Source organism: Gudongella sp. QWL-04 (assembly GCF_058683975.1).
In genome coordinates this window covers 2271350-2290214 of record NZ_CM178754.1, presented here as the reverse complement: position 1 = coordinate 2290214, position 18865 = coordinate 2271350, and the positions used below count along the sequence as shown (strand labels likewise).

The window sequence follows — 18865 nt, the reverse complement described above, 5'->3', positions numbered from 1 at the left end:
TAGCTTTGTACCAGCTTATAGCGACTCTATCAGAAAATAACTATATTCGTACCTTACATTTAATAGCGAAAAAATGTATCATAATATCAATAACAAAGGAAGAAGGGGGATAAAGATGGACAGAGAAGAATTTATGAATCAGCTTAAAAAATGGCGTCACTACCTGCATATGCATCCAGAAAGTGCTTTCGAGGAGATTAATACATCTAAGTTTATAGCTGAAGAACTCTCTAAAATGGGCTACGAAGTGTATACAGGCATCGGTAAGACCGGTTTGGTTGCAAATCTAACAGTTGGAGATGCCCCAGGTTCTATCGGTCTTAGGGCAGATATCGATTGTATTCAAATGCAGGAAACTTCAAATGTGGCACATGCATCAGAAACTCCAAATAGGATGCATGCCTGTGGTCATGATGGTCACATCGCAACTCTGTTGGGGACTGCGATGCTTTTAGCTGGCAGGAAAAACTTCAATGGTACAGTAAGGCTAATATTCCAACCTGCTGAAGAGCCAGGCAAGGGAGCAATTGCCATGATCAAGGATGGACTCTTTGAGAGATTCCCAATAGATGAGATATATGGTCTCCACAACATGCCAAATCTTCCAGAGGGTACTATACATACCCGAGTTGGTGGAATCATGGCAAGTGAGGACAACTTTGTCATAAAAATCAAAGGAAAAGGCTGCCACGCATCAAGTCCACATTTAGGAAATGATCCACTCGTCATCGCAGCCGAGATAATACTTGCACTCCAAACCATCGTCTCAAGGAATGCGAGTCCACTAGAAAATGCAGTCATCTCCTGCACAGAGATAACTACTGACGGGATAAGAAATGCCATTCCTTCAAACGTCGTAATAAAGGGAGATACAAGAAGTTTTACGCCTAAGGTCCAGGCCCTGATCGAAGACAGAATGAGGAATATCTGTATGGGTATCTGTCAGGCACATGATGCAGAGTGTAGCTTTGAATACACACACGAGTTTTCTCCAACCATAAATTGGCCTGAGCAAACACAAACTGCATTACAAGCTGCTAAAAATATCGTCGGTGAAGAAAATACTTTCCCTGACTGTGTCCCAATGATGGGTTCCGAGGACTTTGGTTTCTTCATGAATAAGGTTCCAGGCTGCTTCGTGTTTCTTGGCGGACTGATTAATAATGACTCAGACAATATGATTCCTCTCCACAATTCAGTATTTGATTATAATGATTCTATCCTGGAGATAGGGGCAGAATTTTTCGCTGAAATCGTTAGGCTGAAGCTTGGAAGTAGGCAGTAAAGAAATAAAAACAGGTGCTGAAATTAAACCGGCACCTGTTTTATAATAAAGTAGTGTAAAGTAGTTATCTCTATAACAACGCTTCTGCAATTAGCTTGTCAAACCTTCTAATATCAACACCTTTTTGTAAGTTAATCTTAATATGGCCAGCTCTTGTCCATAATTCAACCTCGGCATTAAAATCCAATAATTTCCCTGCATTCTCGGTTGACCACATATTGATTGAAGAATACGGTAATGAGTAAATCTCTACCTTTTTCCCAGTTATACCTTGAGCATCTCTAACAATAAGACGTTTATTTGTAAAAATAGCGCTATCTCGGAGAGTTTTATAGGCAGCTATTGCTTTCTCTCCATTAACTAAAAGTGTCTCAACATCATTAGGGATAGGACATTCGGAAATCAAAGTCCAGACTAATACATTTCCAACCTCAGGCATAGCACATACCTCCTATTATCTTCAGCTTTTAACTCTTACAAGATAATATTACCATAATTGGAAATTAATTTCTATTAATAAGTTGCAAATAATTAACCTAAGTACTTAACCATCTTAATTAAAATCCACTTTAACGCTACCAAGCTCTCCGAAGCTGCACTCAAATGAGTCACCCTCGACTGCTTCGATTGCTGCAGTAATAGCACCCGAGAGAATAACGTCACCCTTATTAAGCTTGACTCCAAACTCATGAAGCTTATTAGCAAGCCATGCTACCGCTGTAGCCGGATCTCCGAGTACATCAGCTCCTGTTCCCTTATTTATAACCTCACCATTTTTTAATAAAGTCATCTTGATTTCAGGAAGACTGACTTCTCCAATTTTATATTTATTGTCTCCCATAATGTAAAGAACGCTTGATCCATTATCAGATATAGTATCTACAAGCTTTATCCTCCAATCCTCATATCTTGTGTCTACTATTTCAATCGCAGGACATATATACTCAGTTGCTCTATATACATCCTCAATTGTAACTCCAGGTCCAGTCAGGTCCCGGTTCAATATGAATGCAATTTCGCCTTCTACCTTAGGCTTGTTTAACGTGTCAATTTTTATTGATCCTCCATTTGTCACCTCTGTGCTTTTATACAGATGCCCATAATCAGGCTCGTCGATCCCAAAAAGCTGCTGCATAGGCTTTGAGGTCAGCCCAATTTTTTTACCGCTGATAACCTCGCCATCTTCAAGTGCTCTTGCTACATTTTTTAGCTGGATGTCGTATGCATCCTGTACAGTTACTTGTTCATCAAGTTGGCTTATTATCTCCATTGTCTTCCCTGTTTTCGTTGCTTCATAAAGCATACTAGAAAGCTGTTCATTGCTATATTTTCTATCAGGCATCTAGATCCTCCATCCAAATGTATTGTATGACCACTATAAACTTATAACCATATACCCACTAAATTAGAAAACCTGACACTAATTGTCAGGTTCGCCCGTTAGAATATCTAATGCTCTGTCTTCGTCCAGTGGTTTTGAGATATAGTAACCCTGTGCTTTATCGCAGCCATTATCCATAAGGTAATCAAGCTGAGATCCATGCTCAACCCCTTCGGCAACTATATAGTATCCAAGCTTATGACCCATCGATATTATATCGCTTACTAGGGTTTTTTGTGGTTCTATCTCGACAAGCTTATCAATAAAATACTTGTCTATTTTCAAACAGCTTGCATTTATCTCAATCTCCCTAGCCAGAGATGAGTAGCCAGTACCAAAATCATCTATAGCTATACTTATCCCACTACTCTTTAACTCTCCAAGAACTTCGTTAATACCCTCAAAGTTTGCCGCAAAGACTGACTCTGTTACCTCGATTATAATATTTCTGTGGTCGATATCCAGCTCTCTTATAGCATTTAACAACTTCCTGCTAAAGTCAGGCTTTAACAGCTGTATTGCAGAGATATTGATCGACACAGTGGTATCAACGCGATCCATTTGTTTAAGCCTTAGCAGAAACTGAAGAGCCTTATCAATTATCAAATCACCTAAATTTATTATTAGTTTATTCCTTTCTGCTAATGGTATGAACTCCATTGGAGAGATCATTCCGAGCTTACTACTCCGTAACCTGGCTAAAGCCTCAAAACCGCTTATCCTACTTGTCTTAATGTCAAGGATAGGCTGAAACTGCAAGAACAATCTTTCTGTAGCTTCTCCTTCGGCGATTTGCAGCAACTCTCTCGTTATGATCTCTTCCCTGTTTATTTGGTTTTCAGCATCCTCATTAAGGTAGTAAATCGCAAAATCTTTGTCAGCGTGTAGTGCTTTTTCAGATACTACGAGAAGATTTTTAAGCAGTTGTTCATTGTTTCCACTATTACCACTATTGATTTCAATTACTCCAATTCCTCCATTCACGTGCTCTGCTTTAAGACTCCATTCAAGAACCTCGGCAACAGATTCAGTGAAGTTTCTGAGTTCCTCAAAATCCCTGTAACCCTTAAAGTAATACACAAATCGATATTCATAGGTGTTGAATAATATTCTTTCAGGACTACTTAATGTACTCAGTTCAGCTGCTATCTTCCTTATCAGTGTTTGGCTGTAGTTAAAACCATAGGTAAGACTCAGGATGTGCATTGTACTCAAATTAACACTGACTACTGCTCTTTTGATATCTTCACTAATGGACGCATCCTCATCCAGGATAGCAAGAAGGTGTCTCCTGTTATACAGATCGGTCCATGGATCATGTTCTCCAATATACCTGAGCTGATCCTCATAGCCCTTCCTATCTGATATATCAAGTATTATTCCCTCAAGTGCATCTAAGCCTCCATCCTCATTATAAAGGCCTTCGCCTATCTCCAGGACCCATTTTTTATCGCCTTTTGCCGTTGTTATTTCATATTCCAGCCTATACGGCAATCTATTTGGGATAGTTCTCTGCCATTCCTCCCAAAGTTTATCTCTATGCTCCGGATTAATTATTTCATTGAAAGCAATATCTCTGTTTTCAATAAATTGCTCAGGGTAGTATCCCGTCAATTCATAACAGCCTCTGGAAACAAAGATCATAGTACCTTCTTTGTCAAATCTACATCTGTATGCCAGTCCGGGCAGATTATCGATAAGTATTTTTTTGCTTCTTTCGCTTTGTATCAAAGATTCCTCAGCAATTTTTCTAGCTGTTATGTCTTCTATAAGACAAATATGAGTCATCTCTATATCGGGCTGACCTATGATCGATGATATATGCATATCAACCCAAACTGGAGTGCCATCGGGTTTTAAGTATCTCTTTTCCAAAGTGTAGCTTGTTATTTCGCCCGAATTGTATTTTTTTGCTAATTCCATATCCGTTTCAATATCTTCAGGATGTGTTATTTCCATCCACTTGATCCCTTTAAGTTCTTCATCCTTTCTTCCCAGCAATTCTTCGAATTTGGGATTCACTGAAGGATACTCGAACTCAGAGCTAACCATAAATGAATCTCCATTCATAAGACCTATTCCTATTGGCGCCTGCTCAAATACCCCTCTATAAAGGGCTTCATCATAAGAAAGTCTTTTGCTAAGCTTCTTTAGTTTTGACTGTTGAAACCTGGAGATAATAAATGCAATAAAGAGCATAAGTACAGATATTGTAATCACAATATCTGGAACCATTTGCTTCCATAATCTCTCCTTCCATTCTTCGGAAGAGTAATCCATTCCAAACACTGCAATTATCTCATTTGTATCAGGATGCTTGATTGGAACAAGCACACTTCTCCACCTGCCCCATCTGTCTACTGTAATATCTGTAAGAACCGTCTCCCCAGTTTCAAATGGTTCAAAATATTCTAAATCAGCTTCCTCATATATTTCTCCGGGTGGTGCATATTCAGGTGAATCCGGAATCTCAGAGTCCATTAATATTATTAGATGATCATCTTTTTTCTGCAATAGATATGAAAAGTATATAGGATTAGTAGTTTCCTTAAGCCTGATCAAATTTTGTTTAGCCATTATATAATCAGGGTTGCCAAGGTCCTCCTCAGAACCCTTTAGAGACATCAGATGCTCAGGATGGAACATAGTTTCCAGTGACTGACCAAGCATTATTGCTTCTGAAGAAACAATTTTCTCATACCTATCGAAGGAATAACTCAGGAATAATAAGCTTAATACAGCATAAAGAAACAGAAGCAAAACCCATAGTCTCCATGGGTGCTTGCTTCCAAGTAAATTGTTATTATTACTGGTGCCCATATTCTTTACGTCAGTATCCATAGCAGCTCCTTGAGTGTACCTGTTTTAGTTAAAAACTTAATCATTTCTCGCTTACCACTATTATATTGCCAAACACTTTCATATACTAGACATATTTGAAAACAGCTAAATATTTTAATTAATACTCTGGCACTGCAATAGCTATCACTGCTAAAGCATGGAATCTATGAGCTTTTTCGTATAGTCGTGCTTAGGTAAATTAAGTATCTCCCTAGTCTCTCCCGTTTCAACCAACTCCCCTTTATACATAACTGCTACTCGGTCGCACATATGTTTAACCACCTTAAGATCATGTGAAATAAATAAATATGAAAGCTCAAGCTCATTGCGCAGCTCTTGAAGCAGATTAAGTATTTGTCCCTGGACTGAGACGTCAAGAGCAGATACAGGCTCATCGCACACTATTAGTCCAGGTCTGGTTGCGATTGCCCTTGCAATCACTACTCTTTGATTCTGCCCCCCACTCAGCTGACCCGGAAGCTTCCATCTTTCAGTGTGAGTCAGCCCAACCAGCTTCATCAAACGCACTGTTTCCTCCTCAAGTTCAACTGGCTTTACTATTTCATGTATTATCAACGGTTCCCTAATAAGCTCATCTATGGTCATCTGTGGATCCAGGACAGCTTCCGTGTACTGGAAGATTATTTGTATGTCCTTTCTAAGCCTTCTCATATTGTTTTCATCCAAAGTTGTTATATCATCACCGAATAGAAGAATTCTTCCATCGCTTGGCGCGATTAACCTCATAACAAGGTTGGCGATAGTACTCTTGCCAGAGCCGCTCTCACCAATTAGACCAAGAGATTCATTTTCACCTATGTAAAATGAAACATCCTTAACCGCTTCGATTACTTTTTTCTCGGAAAATGCTCCTGTTTTGACTATATAGTGCTTGGAAAGCTTACTGACTTCGAGCAAAGATTTCAACCTGCATCATTCCTTCCTATACTTGACACACCTTACATTTCTGCCACCTATACCTATAAGCGTTGGTATACCCTTGGTGCAATCTTCTTCACTGACGCTGCATCTGCTGTAAAAAGGACACTCATCCTTGAAATCTTCAGGTGAAGGAGGATAACCATCGATCGTATACATACTATCGCCCTCTTCATCAAGTGACTCAACACACCTTATCAGCTCTTTTGTATAAGGATGCATTGGAGATTCGATAATGTCGACCATGCTGCCTTCCTCCACTAAAAGGCCTCCATACATTACCAGGAGCTTGTTGCAGAGATATCTTGCTACTCCAAAATTATGGGTTATTATTATTACTGACATTTCATTTTTCATGCTTATATCTTTCAGAAGGTCCAGAATAGTTTTTTGCAGTGAAGCATCAATTGAGCTGGTTGGCTCGTCTGCTATAAGGAGCATAGGCTTACAGAGTATTCCCTGTGCTATCATTATCCTTTGGTTATGTCCCCTGCTCAACTGGAACGGATACATGTCAAAAACAGTATCAGCATCATCTATTCCGACTTCACTAAGTACGTTCAGGATCATCTCTCTGTTGTTTTGTAATCCATGGGCTTTTAAAACCTGTCCGAGCTGTTTGCCAATAGTCTTATAGGGATTTAGAGCCTCAGAGGAATTCTGGAATATATAAGATATCTCCTTACCCCTGATTCTGTTAAGCTCTTTCTCAGTTATTTTTAATAGGTCTTTGCCCTGAAATACGACCTCCCCGGAATCTATTTTTCCAGAAGAATCGTCAATAAGCCCCAGGACAGAGGTCACAGAAACCGTCTTACCACTTCCAGATTCCCCCAGTATGCCAACGATCTCTCCTTTTATAAGTTTAAGGTCAAAGCCTCTTATGACCTGGTAAGAGCTACTATCATGATAGAAGGATACCTTGAGGTTTTTAACTTGCAGCAACACATTTTCCATAATATCAACTCCTGCTTTACAGCTTAATCGGACATTGCTTTAATAATTGTTTTCACTTATTACCTTCAAAACTATACTCCCTAGTTCTTCAACGTTTCTCTTCCCTTTCCCTTCAGCAGATGTATTTAAAATTAATGTTGGGATCCCTCTCTCCCAGAACATCACATTGTCCGCATAGCTGTCGGTAAACAAAAATTCATCCTCCACTGTAACGGTCTCAAAACCTATGTTCTCAAGCCTTGCCTTCTCAAGCTCCTGACCAAGATGATGACCAAGGCTCCATGCAAAGGGCCTTGTCAACGGTGCTTGTGCGGAGCTGAATTTAATGTAGTCAAAGCGGCTTGAAGTTATTCCGGTAAGATCAACGTAGGCCTGGACCTTGTTTGGGCTGTAGGGAAAATCCTCAGCCATGTAATATATGCCATGTCTTTTCTCATCCAGGGTACCGTCCAGAAACATGAAAATAATGGACCTCTTGTTGTCGTACTCAGTACAAAGTTTTTCCATCATTTTAAGGTTGAAGCCAAGGACATCCTTTCCTCCCTCAGTCAGGTAGTTAAAGTTCATTCCAATAACGATTGCCTCTTCACCGAAGTTCTCGTCCTTTCCCCTTAAGACACCTACAACATTTACACCGCTAGATCCCAATATTTCTACAGTGCTCTTAGCTGAAATCGTGGTCTCAGGATAAGCTGCTATGTATTTTGCTGTCTCTCTTGTAATTAGTATTATTGGGATATCCCTGCTTTCATCGACTATTAAGCTTTCAAGCTTCTCTCCTGCTCGGGCAATAAGCAGAACTCCTTTTATTCTAGAATTTTCTTTGATCTCATTGATAAAATAATCTATAGCCATGTCGTTATAATAAGCCTTATCTATGAGAGCAAAACCTCCATCAAGACTTTCAAAGTTATCAAAGCTAAAAATATCCAAACCCATTGCATCGATTACCTTACCGTTTACCTCGATATTTCTTGTTGATATAAATGAGTAATCCAAGTTTGGAGCTAATTCAATAGATTCAGTTTCATTTTGAAGCTGCAGACTCTGTTCATCTATCAAGTAAGAGCTGCCAATCGGATATTCGATCATGAAACTATCCTTAAGTGGCTCAAGTCCTAGACTTTCCATCTCCTCAGAAATAGTGACTGCCAATGCTCTGGACTCTTTTGTGCCTATCAAAGAACTCTCAGGAAGCTCAGTTCTATAATTTCTCAAGGTCATACTATGATCTACTCTGGTCAGCTGACTTATGCCGACTATAGCCAAGCTGATACATGCAGCTATTATGCCGTATTTTAGACGCTTCCTCTTGTCGATCATCCTCAATAGATACTTAAAGTCAAAGGTTATAAGCTTTCTGAAAATCAAAGTCATTCTGGAGTCCTTGCTTTGCAGCTGCTTTCTCAAGCCCTTTCTGCATCCAGCTTCCCATCCTCGTGTATGAATCTCATAAGCTGGATGGTATATGGGCTGCTATCTGTGAATAGTCCGGGGAAAACCGCAACAAGGAGGATCAATGCCAATATTAAGGCTCCCAGTATTAGAGGAAGGTTAGTTCTTCTCATTTGTACACCCTCCTGCTCTTAAGGGGGTTTATCAGCCTTGCCAATAGCTGTATACCTTTCGTAAATGTAATGTAAATTAGACCCAAAGTCATTGCCAACGGAACGAAGCTGTAAATGTCATGTCTTTTGTAGAAGTACAGTAGATAATATAATATCCCCTGATAATAAAAGAGCCACTCGACTACTATCATATTTGTAAGAAGCATTGTCATTATTGAAGGCATTGCATCGATGATCTTAAAAACAGCTGCAGGCATAAGCTCCAAAAATATAGTCTTCTTTCTGGAGAAACCTTTTGCAAATGCATTCTTTACATAATCCTTGCCCAGTTCCTCCTGGATAGTGATAAAGGTGATCCTGGAGATATAGACTGTAGGGATTATTGTAAGTGTTAATAACGGCACTAATAATTCCTTAACGTATTCGGCTTCTTTGATCTCAGGGAACCTTCTAGCCAGAACCGCATATCCCATTAAAGTCAATAGCACTATAAGAACATCGGGGATGGAGAAAAATATGAGAGATCCCACCGAAGTAAGTCTTGAGGTTTTCGACCTGTAACCCTCGTACATCCCCCTTACTATACCAAGTATCGTTGATAAAACAAGGGATGCAGATATAAGGATCAGGCTTTGGCGGCTTGAACTATATACTACATCAATAATACTCCCCGCCGCATTATCACCATATGTGGATGGGTAGAACATAGATTTTATGAACAATATACTCTTTTTTAACGTCAAATATGGGGATAGGTTTGTCTGTAATTCATCTCCAATAAGCTTTGCATCAGTACCTGGATCTATATTCCCAAGAAAAGATAGTATGAATACTGCGATAATGACGAAAACCGCAACTGTGTAGAGTTTTCTTATAAAGATGCTCCCCGTGGAATAATAAACCTCCTCTATTGGACGTCCGAAGAGCCTAACCTTAGGATATGTATTATATGCAATTACTATAATATAGCTTGTAAGACCTGCCAAGGCAAATATTGCAATTATGATTTTGTCAATTGATGTCAGATAATCAAAGCCCCTGTCCATATATATATCGCGCTTAACAAAGCTAAGTACAGTCCTCGCTGCATTTTCCAAGCTGTCCTTATTAATTTTTTCAGGACTATCCTCATAGGTATTTAGAACCTCATTTGAATCATATAGGCTGACTGCAGAAACCATTTTGTCATTGAACCTGGTTATGGAACCATAGCCCAGAGGCCCTGAAACTACCTTTTGGCCTGAATCCAATGCATAATTGATTAGCCTGTCCTTCAATATAGTTCCATGAAGCATGTCAGTTGATACCTTAAGCCCTTCTATCGTTTCCCTGCCAATTGATCCAAGGTGAATAACTGTAGTCCTATCTAGAGGATATATCGGATCGTCGATATAGCAGCTTGAACCCCATAGCTGTTGCTGTTGGGCATTCCAGCCAGCGAATACGATCGTTTCATATGGTAAGCTATCCTGCTCTGCAATGACTCTGGCGACTTCAAGGAGGACCGCTATCCCGGATGTATTGTTGAAGGCTCCAGGGAAATACTTGCCATTTGCTCCATCTCCACAGCCGTCAACATCAGCAGTGATAAGCAGGATCTCTCCATTTTCTGATTTCCCATCCACCTTTCCAAGAATATTAGCTGATTCGACAATTGGAAAGCTCATGTCTACCTTTAACCTAGCTCCCTCTATGGTGTCATACGTATTACCATCTACTCCGATTTTTCCCTCACCTATCATTTTGATCATTTTATAATAGATGTCATAAGAAAAGTAACCAATAAATATTGACTTTCCTGCTTTACCAGCTATGCTGAGAGGTTTCAGCAACTCCACTCTCCTGTTGCGATCATATACATTGACACCCGTAGTGCATAATATCCCCTTGCCTCCGGACTCCCTAACGTAGCTTACGTGCTTTGGGAGCAGTCTATTGGCTTCGATGATTACAATACGGCCTTCGATAACCTCAGGGTCCAGTCTGAGTAGGTCACTGCCTGCAATTATCAAATCTCCGTAATAGTCAATGCTTCCTCCGTTCAGGGAAGGCACCACATTATAATCCTCGTAAATATCAAGGTCGAAAATCATTTCTCCCTCAACAGAGCCTACGGTAAATATCGGACTGGTATCTATGTCTGGCATGACTGTACTAAACGGCTGATAGTAAGTGCTGTCTATACCTGCTGGTTTTAAACCGATTTGTCTAAAGTAGCTTTCTATGTACTCCCGTGCTTTTTCGTCGCCTTCTGATCCTGCCTGTCTACCTTGGTATTCCTCCGACGACAGATCTTCAATATGCTGATATATATTGTCTGTGTTTAATAAATCCTCATTGAAATTTCCTTTTGGCCAGAGCAAATAAACCATAGCAAGAGCTGCAGCTATTGTCAGTATGTACTTAGGTGCAATATTGAAGTTAAATCTTCTCATGGTCATCCACTTTCACATAATATGTATTCAGATCATACGTTCTGTAAATTTGTCCATATCAACATTATACCACTTAATCAGGTGATTGCTGAGACAAAATCCCGGAGGTTTGATGATTATAAAGTAGGCTATTCTGGTATATAGACAAATAGAAATAAATTAAGAAAGGGTTGATGGTATGGCAGTGAAAACCTACGGGGATGTTCTCAGCTTTTGGTTTCTACCAGAGAATGTACCACTACATTTTGATGAGAACGATGAATTCGATGAAAAAATCAGGATACAGTTCCTCGATACCTGGGAGGCCGCAAAGGAGGGTCTTCTGGTGGACTGGAGAGGAGATATCAGGGGGCGTTTGGCTGAGATAATAGTACTGGACCAGTTTTCAAGAAACCTATTCAGAAATGATATAAGGACGTATACTCAGGATAAGATGGCTATTGCACTTTCTCAGGAGGTTGTAAATAGCCCTGATTATCACAAGCTGACTCCGGATGAAAAAAGATTCATCCTTCTGCCTTTCATGCACTCAGAATCAACTGATCTTCATGATTGGGCAATGAAATACTTTGAGGAGCTTGAGGACGGTGGGGGAACTCTATATTTTGAGAAGCTTCACAGGGAGGTTCTTGATAGATTCGGTAGATACCCTTATCAAAATAAAGATCTCGGAAGAGAGTCTACAATGGAGGAACTTGAGTATTTAAGGGAGAAAAATGGTAATTTTTACGGGTAAAGCAAAAAAGCAGGATATTGTAATTATCCTGCTTTTTCCGCTTTCTATCTTCTAAAGGGGGCAATTAGCTTTTCTACATATTGCTCTTCGTCCGTTGTGAGCTTGACTAAAGGCCGCCTCACTTCTCCACCCATATAGCCCATTAAATCCATTGAATATTTAAGACCAGCAACTCCAAGCTTGCCCGTAACAGCAAAATTTATCTCAATCAATTTGAGCTGTAATTCCCTTGCTTCTTCGAATTTTCTTTCCCTAAATAAAGATACTAAATCACAGCACTCCTGAGGGAGTACATTTGCAAGTGCAAGTGTTGCACCCCTGGCACCAACACTTAATGCAGGCAAAAGATACCCTGCATTACCAGCAAATACTGAAAAATCTTCAGCAGTATCTCTAACTATTTCTGAAATCTGTACAATATTGCCTGATGTATCCTTTATACCGACAATGTTCTCATGTTGACTCAGCCTTGCAACCAGGCTTGAAGACAAATTGATCCCAGTGTTTCCTGGCATGTTGTAAATCATTAATGGTATCGGAGATTTATCGGCAACATCTTCATAGTATTTATGTAAGATACTATCTTTCATACTCCCCTTATAATAGTGAGGAGGTAGTACTAAAGCTGCATCAGCACCAATTTCACTGTACTTCTCACAGTAGTTGATAGTCTCAATGGTGGATTCACTTGAAGCACCTACGATTATCTTCTTTTCTTGATTAAAATTTTTTATGACATGATTTACAAGTTCTATTTTTTCACTATCATTAAGATAAACAAATTCACCATTTGACCCAAGTACTACAATGCCATCAAGGTCTGTTTTGCTCCATTTTTGCAGATTATGGTCCAGCCTTGTGTAATCTATTCTTTCATCTTTATCGAATGGTGTTACTATTGGTGTATAAATACCATTAAACAATTCTACCCCTCCAAATATTTACGATTCCAAGTGAATTTAGACTTGCCTATCATTATTAAGCATTCTCTTGTCGGAACCTATTTGTTCTAGAATCTTATCCAAGGATTCCAGAGCTTTTTCTGAAAGATCTATCCCATTTTCCATGGAATGCTTCTCTCTTTGCCTGCTATTCTCTCCTGGGAGAGATATTTTATCAAAGCCTCTCGCTTTCTTCATACTCTTTATACTCTGAATATAATCGTCCATTTGAGTCTTGAATTCGTCAATTGAAATAAAGTGTTCAATATCAATCGCAATCAATGAACAACCGATTCCTGCTTGTCCCTCAGGGTAGTGGATTGCCCGAACATTTGGTGCATAATTTGAGCCCGACATCATACCTGCAAGGATATCTATTGAAAGAGCTATTGCTGAGCCTTTTGCTCCACCAATAGGAAGAAGAACCCCCTTTATAGCCTCAATTGGATCTGTAGTTGGATTGCCGTCTATATCCAGTGCCCAGGTATCTGGTATTTCTTTCCCTTCTCTTGCAGCTTGACGTATTTTCCCTCTTGCAACCTCTGAAGTTGCCATATCAGCAGATATGACAAAATCATTCCCTGTATAAATCCCAATAGCAAATGGCTGAGTTCCAAAGAATTGCTCCATACCGCCCCATGGAGCCATAGCTGGGGAAGCATTACAGCATAATATTGAAAACATACCAGTCTCTGCAACCATCTCAGTGTAAAGCCCAAGAGCACCTACATTATTCGTATTTCTAATTAAGACTGCACCTATTCCAAAATTCTTTGCTTTCTCAATAACCATTTTTACAGCCTTATATGCAGCAACCTGACCCAAGCCGTCATTACCATCCATGTGAACAATAGCTCCGCTATCTTTGATGATGTCAATCTTGGTTGGGAAATTGAGTTGTCCTTGCTTTCTCCTTTCATAAATCGGATTCAGTAAGTGAGACCCATGTGTTTGTATCCCTCTTGCATCACACCTAAGCAGAATTTCAGCTGCGATCTCTATGTTTTCTTGTGATTCCCCTGAGGCTGCAAGTATTTCTTTAATGCATCCCAAGAGTAGTTTTGGCTCTACCTTCATTTTATTCACTCCTAAAGCGTATCATAGATCCCTAGACAATAAATTTTCAAATCATACTATTACTCTTGAATGTACTTGGATAATAGTTTTTCTGCTCTTGATACATTGAAAATTCCGCAAACACATGGCTGACCTACCATAACTGCAGCATCATATGGCGTCTTTTTACCTTTTTTTACTTCCTCTATCGCTTTAGTCACCAAATCCTTAGAAATCATCCCATGACCACACATCGTTATCAACTCAAGGACCTCTTCAGGGGGCAATAATTCTGTTGCTCCATGTACTCCTAATGAGTAATTAACTGAATGGGGTTTAATATCCAGTTCATGGCACATATCCAGTATATCTTCATTTATTCCGCTAAGCACCACTGAAAGGCCAAGATCCTCATCCTTGATTCTCCTTACTACCTCAAACATCTTTTCCTTGCTATCGAAGCAGCATCTGACTCTAGGTGTTTCAGGCATATTTTCCCTTATTTCTTCTATGGTAGCTCCAGTATAAATAGTTCCAGTTTCATAAGATCCGATATTATTAGGACCTACTTCAGTAATTATATCCAATACCTTCCATAGCTTCGGTCCTGACCCTATATGGTTTACATTTACTGCAGGGGTTACTAATATTACAAAGTCATCCTTCAGAGAGCAAGCGCTCCCTCTTCTGTGTAATGAGTGTGTCATCTGTTAATCCTCCTTAAGTGGTCTGCCCATACCTAGATTTATCTTACTGTTAGGTCTTGGTTCTAGCCCCAATTCAGTCAAATTAGGGATTTCAGGCATTTTTGTAGGATCTTCGAATCTGGCTATTAAATCTAGCGAAAATACAGTATTAATTGTCTTCCCCGTTTCAAGGATAGTTTTCAATACTGGAACCAATTGTTCCCTGTCTATATTGAACTCAATTATGGTTGATATGACCCTTTGCTCCAGCGCTTCCTTAGTAAGCGTTCCTTTCTCTTCATCTTCAAATAAAAATTTTATAGGATTGCATGGTTCATGTTCAACCTTAAATTTCGATAAGGCCATTGTCATTTTTTCTACGTCTTTATAGCTGGTTGCCAGGGTCGGACGTCCCATCTCGATAGCAATGCCATATTGTTTGGAATTCACACGCCCAGTCACGTCGTTAGTCTTCACTTCTTCAGTGCCTCTGCCGGGAACCTTTGTTTCAACATGAGTTGCCATTGGGTCGCTGAAGTATTTTCTTATCGACCTAGGGTACTTCGTAACATCTTCTCTCTCATAGAATGCATTTGTCGGGCACTTGACAATAGTGTTATTTCTTCCGCATGTCCCGCATTCTACGCAGGTTTCCTGGTCAACTATAGCTTTCCTTTCGAACATTGATATAGCTTGCACTGGACAATACGGAATACATCTCCCACATCCAATACATAATTCTTTATTGATGAGCATTCTTTCTCCTCCTTGTGTGTTCCAAATTTATGTCGTGACTTATAATAGTAGCCTGAAAGCCATGTTTCAGACCTCCAGGCTGCTATAATTCAACTATTTAATACAAAATGAAGGATTACTGTTGAGCCTTTGCAATGATTTCCATGAATTTTGAATATTTATCAGCAAGTTCATTGTTGAAATCTGCATATTCATCTTTATCCATATAGGAATTAGTCATGAAGTTTTCTTCAAGAAATGCTTTCCACTCATCAGTTTCACTAACTTGCTTTAATAGGTCTGAGTAATATGCAAGCACTTCTTCTGAAACACCAGCATTCATAACGATACCACGACTTTGTTGATGATTTATGTCATAACCAGCCTCAGTAAATGTTGGTACGTCGGGAACACTTGAGATTCTCTCATCTGCAGACACTGCCAATGGGACCAATCCGCCTGAGGTCAGGTGTTCGCCAGCCTCTGAAGGTGATATAGCACACACGTCGATATGTCCGCCAAGAATTGCAGCAAGAACTTCTGCTCCTGAATCGTAAGGTACATAGGTTAGTTCGATGCCTGCAAGTTCATTTATCATGTACATAAGTATTGCATCATCAGATACATTACCAGTTCCGCCGTATTTTAATTTTCCAGGATTGGCTTTTGCAAATTCTACAACTTCCTCCAATGTCTTAAAGGAATCCTTCTTAGCTGCAAATAAGCTTGGATCTTTCGCCATATGAGCTACAAAAGCAAAATCATCGTAGCAGCTCAGTGGTGAGTTCCCAGTAAGTGGCTGTGAATAGAAGCTTGAGCTTGTAGTCGCCATTACATAGTCATCTACACCCTTGGCATTCATGTATGTATATCCAACAACGGCTGATCCACCTGGTTTATTTACAGGTACAAAATTAACTGGTGCCATGTTGTTCTTAGCAATGATCTCAAGAACTTTACGAGCAAATACGTCTGATCCTCCACCTGCACTGAAAGGAATAACTACTTCTACGTCTTTTTCAGGTACCCAAGCCGTTGGTTCAGCTGGCGCAGCCGGCGTCTCTGCAGGTGCGGGTGCTGGAGCCGGTGTTTCTGCTGGTTTTGGCGCACATCCTGTGAGAACAAAGATTCCAATGAGTAATAAAGCTATTAATTTTTTCATCCTTTTACTCCTCCTCTTTTTGTTTTCTCTACCTTTATTTGAACTGCAGGGTGATCATTCACCTAGCAGAGATAGAACTAATTTTTATTGAACAGTAGATTTCTTTGACATACGTCTTGATATCATTTCTGTAATGGGCGTACCAAATGCCAACAACACTGCAACTACTAGAATAACAGCTGAAATTGGCTTAGTTATTACATTCATGAAGCTGCCGTCTCCGATTATCAAGGCCTGCCTTAGATTGGATTCCGTTAAATATCCCAATACGATCGCTAAAACCATTGGAGCAGCCGGTACCTTCATTTTCTTCATTATGTAGCCAATAACTCCAAAGAATATTGTTACACCAACAGTAAACATCGAATTTTGCAGTGCATAAGATCCAATTAGGATGAATGCAAGAACTATTGAATTCAAAATTGGAGCTTTCACTTTAAGAATCCTTACAAATAATGGTAATCCAAGAACACCTAGAAGCAACAGAAATACATTGCCAATGTACATACTTGCTACAAGACCCCAGGCGACTTCTGCTTCTTTCAAGAAGAAGGAAGGGCCTGGAGTTATTCCAAGCATCATCAAAGCCCCCATCATTATAGCTGTTGAACCTGAACCGGGAACACCTAATGTTAGCATAGGTACCATTGCTCCCATAGATGCTGCATTATTTGCTGATTCAGGAGCTGCAACTCCTTCAAGAACCCCTGTTCCAAACAAATGTCCTCTCTTTGATACTCTCTTAGCCATACTGTACGACAAGAACGATGCTATAGTGGCTCCTGCACCTGGAAGCATTCCTATAAAAAATCCTAGTGCAGTTCCACGACCAATATGAGGAGCACATTCTTTCCATTCTTGCTTACTTGGAAATAGATTCTTAAGTCTTATACTTTCTTTATTTACCTGAATTCCACCTTCTCCATTATCAACAATTATCTCAGCTATACCAAATAATCCCATTGCAACCGGAATGAAATCTATCCCAGAGAAAAGGTGAACGTTTCCAAAGACATATCTTTGAACTCCAGTTACTAGATCCAAACCTATCAATGCAATAAATAATCCTACAAATGCTGAAAGAAAACCTTTAGCCGGAGATTTTCCCGTCATGCCGGCAATTGAAGTCAAGCCTAAAACCATTAAAGCAAAATACTCAGATGAACCAAAAACCAGTGCATACTCTGCTATTATAGGAGCAAAAAGCATAAAAGCTACTACTGAGATCGTTCCACCGATAACAGAAGCGTATGCTGCCATACCAAGGGCTTTCCCAGCTTGACCTTTCTGAGCTAAAGGGTACCCGTCGAGAGTAGTCATAACTGCAGCTGAATCACCAGGCGTGTTGATCAGTATCGATGTTATTGATCCACCGTACATCGCCCCATAATAAATACCGGCCAATAAAATCAACCCTGCAGCCGGTTCCATCCCATAGGTTAGCGGCAATAATACTGCGATTCCCACAGAAGGCCCCAATCCCGGTAAAGCTCCTATTATAACTCCGCATAAAACTCCTCCAAGAGCGTAAAGGAGTACAATAGGGTCGGCTAGCACTGAAAAACCTATAGATAAATTATGTAATAATGCCTCCATATTATCCCTCCTTTATATCAAAATCCGATTAGACTCTTAGGTAAAGATACTCCGAGAAACGACTGAAAAATTAAATATAAAACAATGGTAGTCCCAATTCCTACAAGAATCGATTTGATCCAACTCTCTTTAGCCATCCATTTTACCAATCCAATTACTGATAGCCCAATAGAAAGAAGCAGTCCAATAAACTGCGTCACTATCATTACAAACACTGAAGCACCAATAATGAAGCTAAAATTCCTTATCTCAGTCATATTAATGATATTTGATTTAAGCTCACTATCATCGGGATTCTTTTTTACTTTGAAATAATTTTCAGTGAATAATAGTAAGCTGCAGAATATAATTGCTATTCCGCAAAGTATAGGGAAAAACCCTGGTCCAGGAAGACCTTTTTTTATAAATGCAAGGTTCTGTACATAAGCAAGTGCAATTATTATTATTCCGCCTATGACTCCAATCGTGCCAAGTATATTATTAGCTTTTTTCAAAGATAATCGCATCATTCACCTTCCCCTTTCAAATTTATTGCAACCAATTCCGA

17 protein-coding genes are annotated in these 18865 nt (G+C 39.7%); 2 read left to right on the top strand and 15 right to left on the bottom strand.

What is annotated here, in order from left to right; translation table 11 throughout:
* Positions 1-115: 115 nt before the first annotated feature.
* Complete coding sequence (locus AC4PHB_RS11400) at positions 116-1285, top strand: M20 aminoacylase family protein (protein WP_492136547.1); 1170 nt, start codon at positions 116-118, stop codon at positions 1283-1285.
* Positions 1286-1355: 70 nt separating this feature from the next.
* On the opposite strand, the gene AC4PHB_RS11395 is transcribed toward AC4PHB_RS11400, so the two are convergent.
* The 8 genes from AC4PHB_RS11395 to AC4PHB_RS11360 form a co-directional block, all read right to left on the bottom strand.
* On the bottom strand, positions 1356-1724 hold the full coding sequence (locus AC4PHB_RS11395; protein WP_492136546.1) for a PH domain-containing protein: 369 nt from the start codon (positions 1722-1724) through the stop codon (positions 1356-1358).
* Positions 1725-1838: 114 nt separating this feature from the next.
* Positions 1839-2627, bottom strand: coding sequence for a 2-keto-4-pentenoate hydratase (locus tag AC4PHB_RS11390; protein WP_492136545.1), 789 nt, complete (start codon positions 2625-2627; stop codon positions 1839-1841).
* 78 nt (positions 2628-2705) lie between these two features.
* Positions 2706-5507 (bottom strand): sensor domain-containing protein, encoded by a 2802-nt coding sequence (locus tag AC4PHB_RS11385; RefSeq protein WP_492136544.1) that lies wholly within the window; start codon positions 5505-5507, stop codon positions 2706-2708.
* A 150-nt stretch (positions 5508-5657) separates the two neighbouring features.
* Positions 5658-6434: an ATP-binding cassette domain-containing protein gene (locus tag AC4PHB_RS11380; protein ID WP_492136543.1), complete on the bottom strand. Its 777-nt coding sequence runs from the start codon at positions 6432-6434 to the stop codon at positions 5658-5660.
* A 6-nt stretch (positions 6435-6440) separates the two neighbouring features.
* On the bottom strand, positions 6441-7403 hold the full coding sequence (locus tag AC4PHB_RS11375) for an ABC transporter ATP-binding protein (protein WP_492136542.1): 963 nt from the start codon (positions 7401-7403) through the stop codon (positions 6441-6443).
* 39 nt (positions 7404-7442) lie between these two features.
* The gene (locus AC4PHB_RS11370) at positions 7443-8813 is read right to left on the bottom strand and encodes a hypothetical protein (protein WP_492136541.1); all 1371 of its coding nucleotides are present in this window, start codon (positions 8811-8813) and stop codon (positions 7443-7445) included.
* Complete coding sequence (locus tag AC4PHB_RS11365) at positions 8810-8971, bottom strand: hypothetical protein (protein WP_492136540.1); 162 nt, start codon at positions 8969-8971, stop codon at positions 8810-8812. Before AC4PHB_RS11365 ends, AC4PHB_RS11370 begins: the two co-directional genes overlap by 4 nt.
* Positions 8968-11406 (bottom strand): M28 family peptidase, encoded by a 2439-nt coding sequence (locus AC4PHB_RS11360; protein ID WP_492136539.1) that lies wholly within the window; start codon positions 11404-11406, stop codon positions 8968-8970. Before AC4PHB_RS11360 ends, AC4PHB_RS11365 begins: the two co-directional genes overlap by 4 nt.
* A 184-nt stretch (positions 11407-11590) precedes the next feature.
* Between AC4PHB_RS11360 and AC4PHB_RS11355 the strand changes: the two genes are divergently transcribed.
* A complete protein-coding gene (locus tag AC4PHB_RS11355; RefSeq protein ID WP_492136538.1) occupies positions 11591-12142 on the top strand; it encodes a DUF924 family protein in 552 nt (183 codons plus the stop codon).
* A 44-nt stretch (positions 12143-12186) separates the two neighbouring features.
* Here AC4PHB_RS11355 and dapA read toward each other — a convergent pair whose 3' ends face one another.
* From dapA to AC4PHB_RS11320, 7 genes are all read right to left on the bottom strand, one after another.
* A complete protein-coding gene (dapA, locus tag AC4PHB_RS11350) occupies positions 12187-13065 on the bottom strand; it encodes a 4-hydroxy-tetrahydrodipicolinate synthase (RefSeq protein WP_492136537.1) in 879 nt (292 codons plus the stop codon).
* 36 nt (positions 13066-13101) lie between these two features.
* Positions 13102-14160 (bottom strand): Ldh family oxidoreductase, encoded by a 1059-nt coding sequence (locus AC4PHB_RS11345; RefSeq protein WP_492136536.1) that lies wholly within the window; start codon positions 14158-14160, stop codon positions 13102-13104.
* A 59-nt stretch (positions 14161-14219) separates the two neighbouring features.
* Positions 14220-14846 (bottom strand): hypothetical protein, encoded by a 627-nt coding sequence (locus AC4PHB_RS11340; RefSeq protein WP_492136535.1) that lies wholly within the window; start codon positions 14844-14846, stop codon positions 14220-14222.
* Between the two features lie 3 nt (positions 14847-14849).
* Complete coding sequence (locus tag AC4PHB_RS11335; RefSeq protein WP_492136534.1) at positions 14850-15581, bottom strand: DUF362 domain-containing protein; 732 nt, start codon at positions 15579-15581, stop codon at positions 14850-14852.
* Positions 15582-15696: 115 nt separating this feature from the next.
* Entirely contained in the window at positions 15697-16722 is a 1026-nt protein-coding gene (locus AC4PHB_RS11330) for a Bug family tripartite tricarboxylate transporter substrate binding protein (protein ID WP_492136533.1), read from the bottom strand.
* Positions 16723-16806: 84 nt separating this feature from the next.
* Positions 16807-18318 (bottom strand): tripartite tricarboxylate transporter permease, encoded by a 1512-nt coding sequence (locus AC4PHB_RS11325; RefSeq protein ID WP_492136532.1) that lies wholly within the window; start codon positions 18316-18318, stop codon positions 16807-16809.
* A 17-nt stretch (positions 18319-18335) separates the two neighbouring features.
* Positions 18336-18827 (bottom strand): tripartite tricarboxylate transporter TctB family protein, encoded by a 492-nt coding sequence (locus tag AC4PHB_RS11320; protein ID WP_492136531.1) that lies wholly within the window; start codon positions 18825-18827, stop codon positions 18336-18338.
* Between the last annotated feature and the right edge of the window lie 38 nt (positions 18828-18865).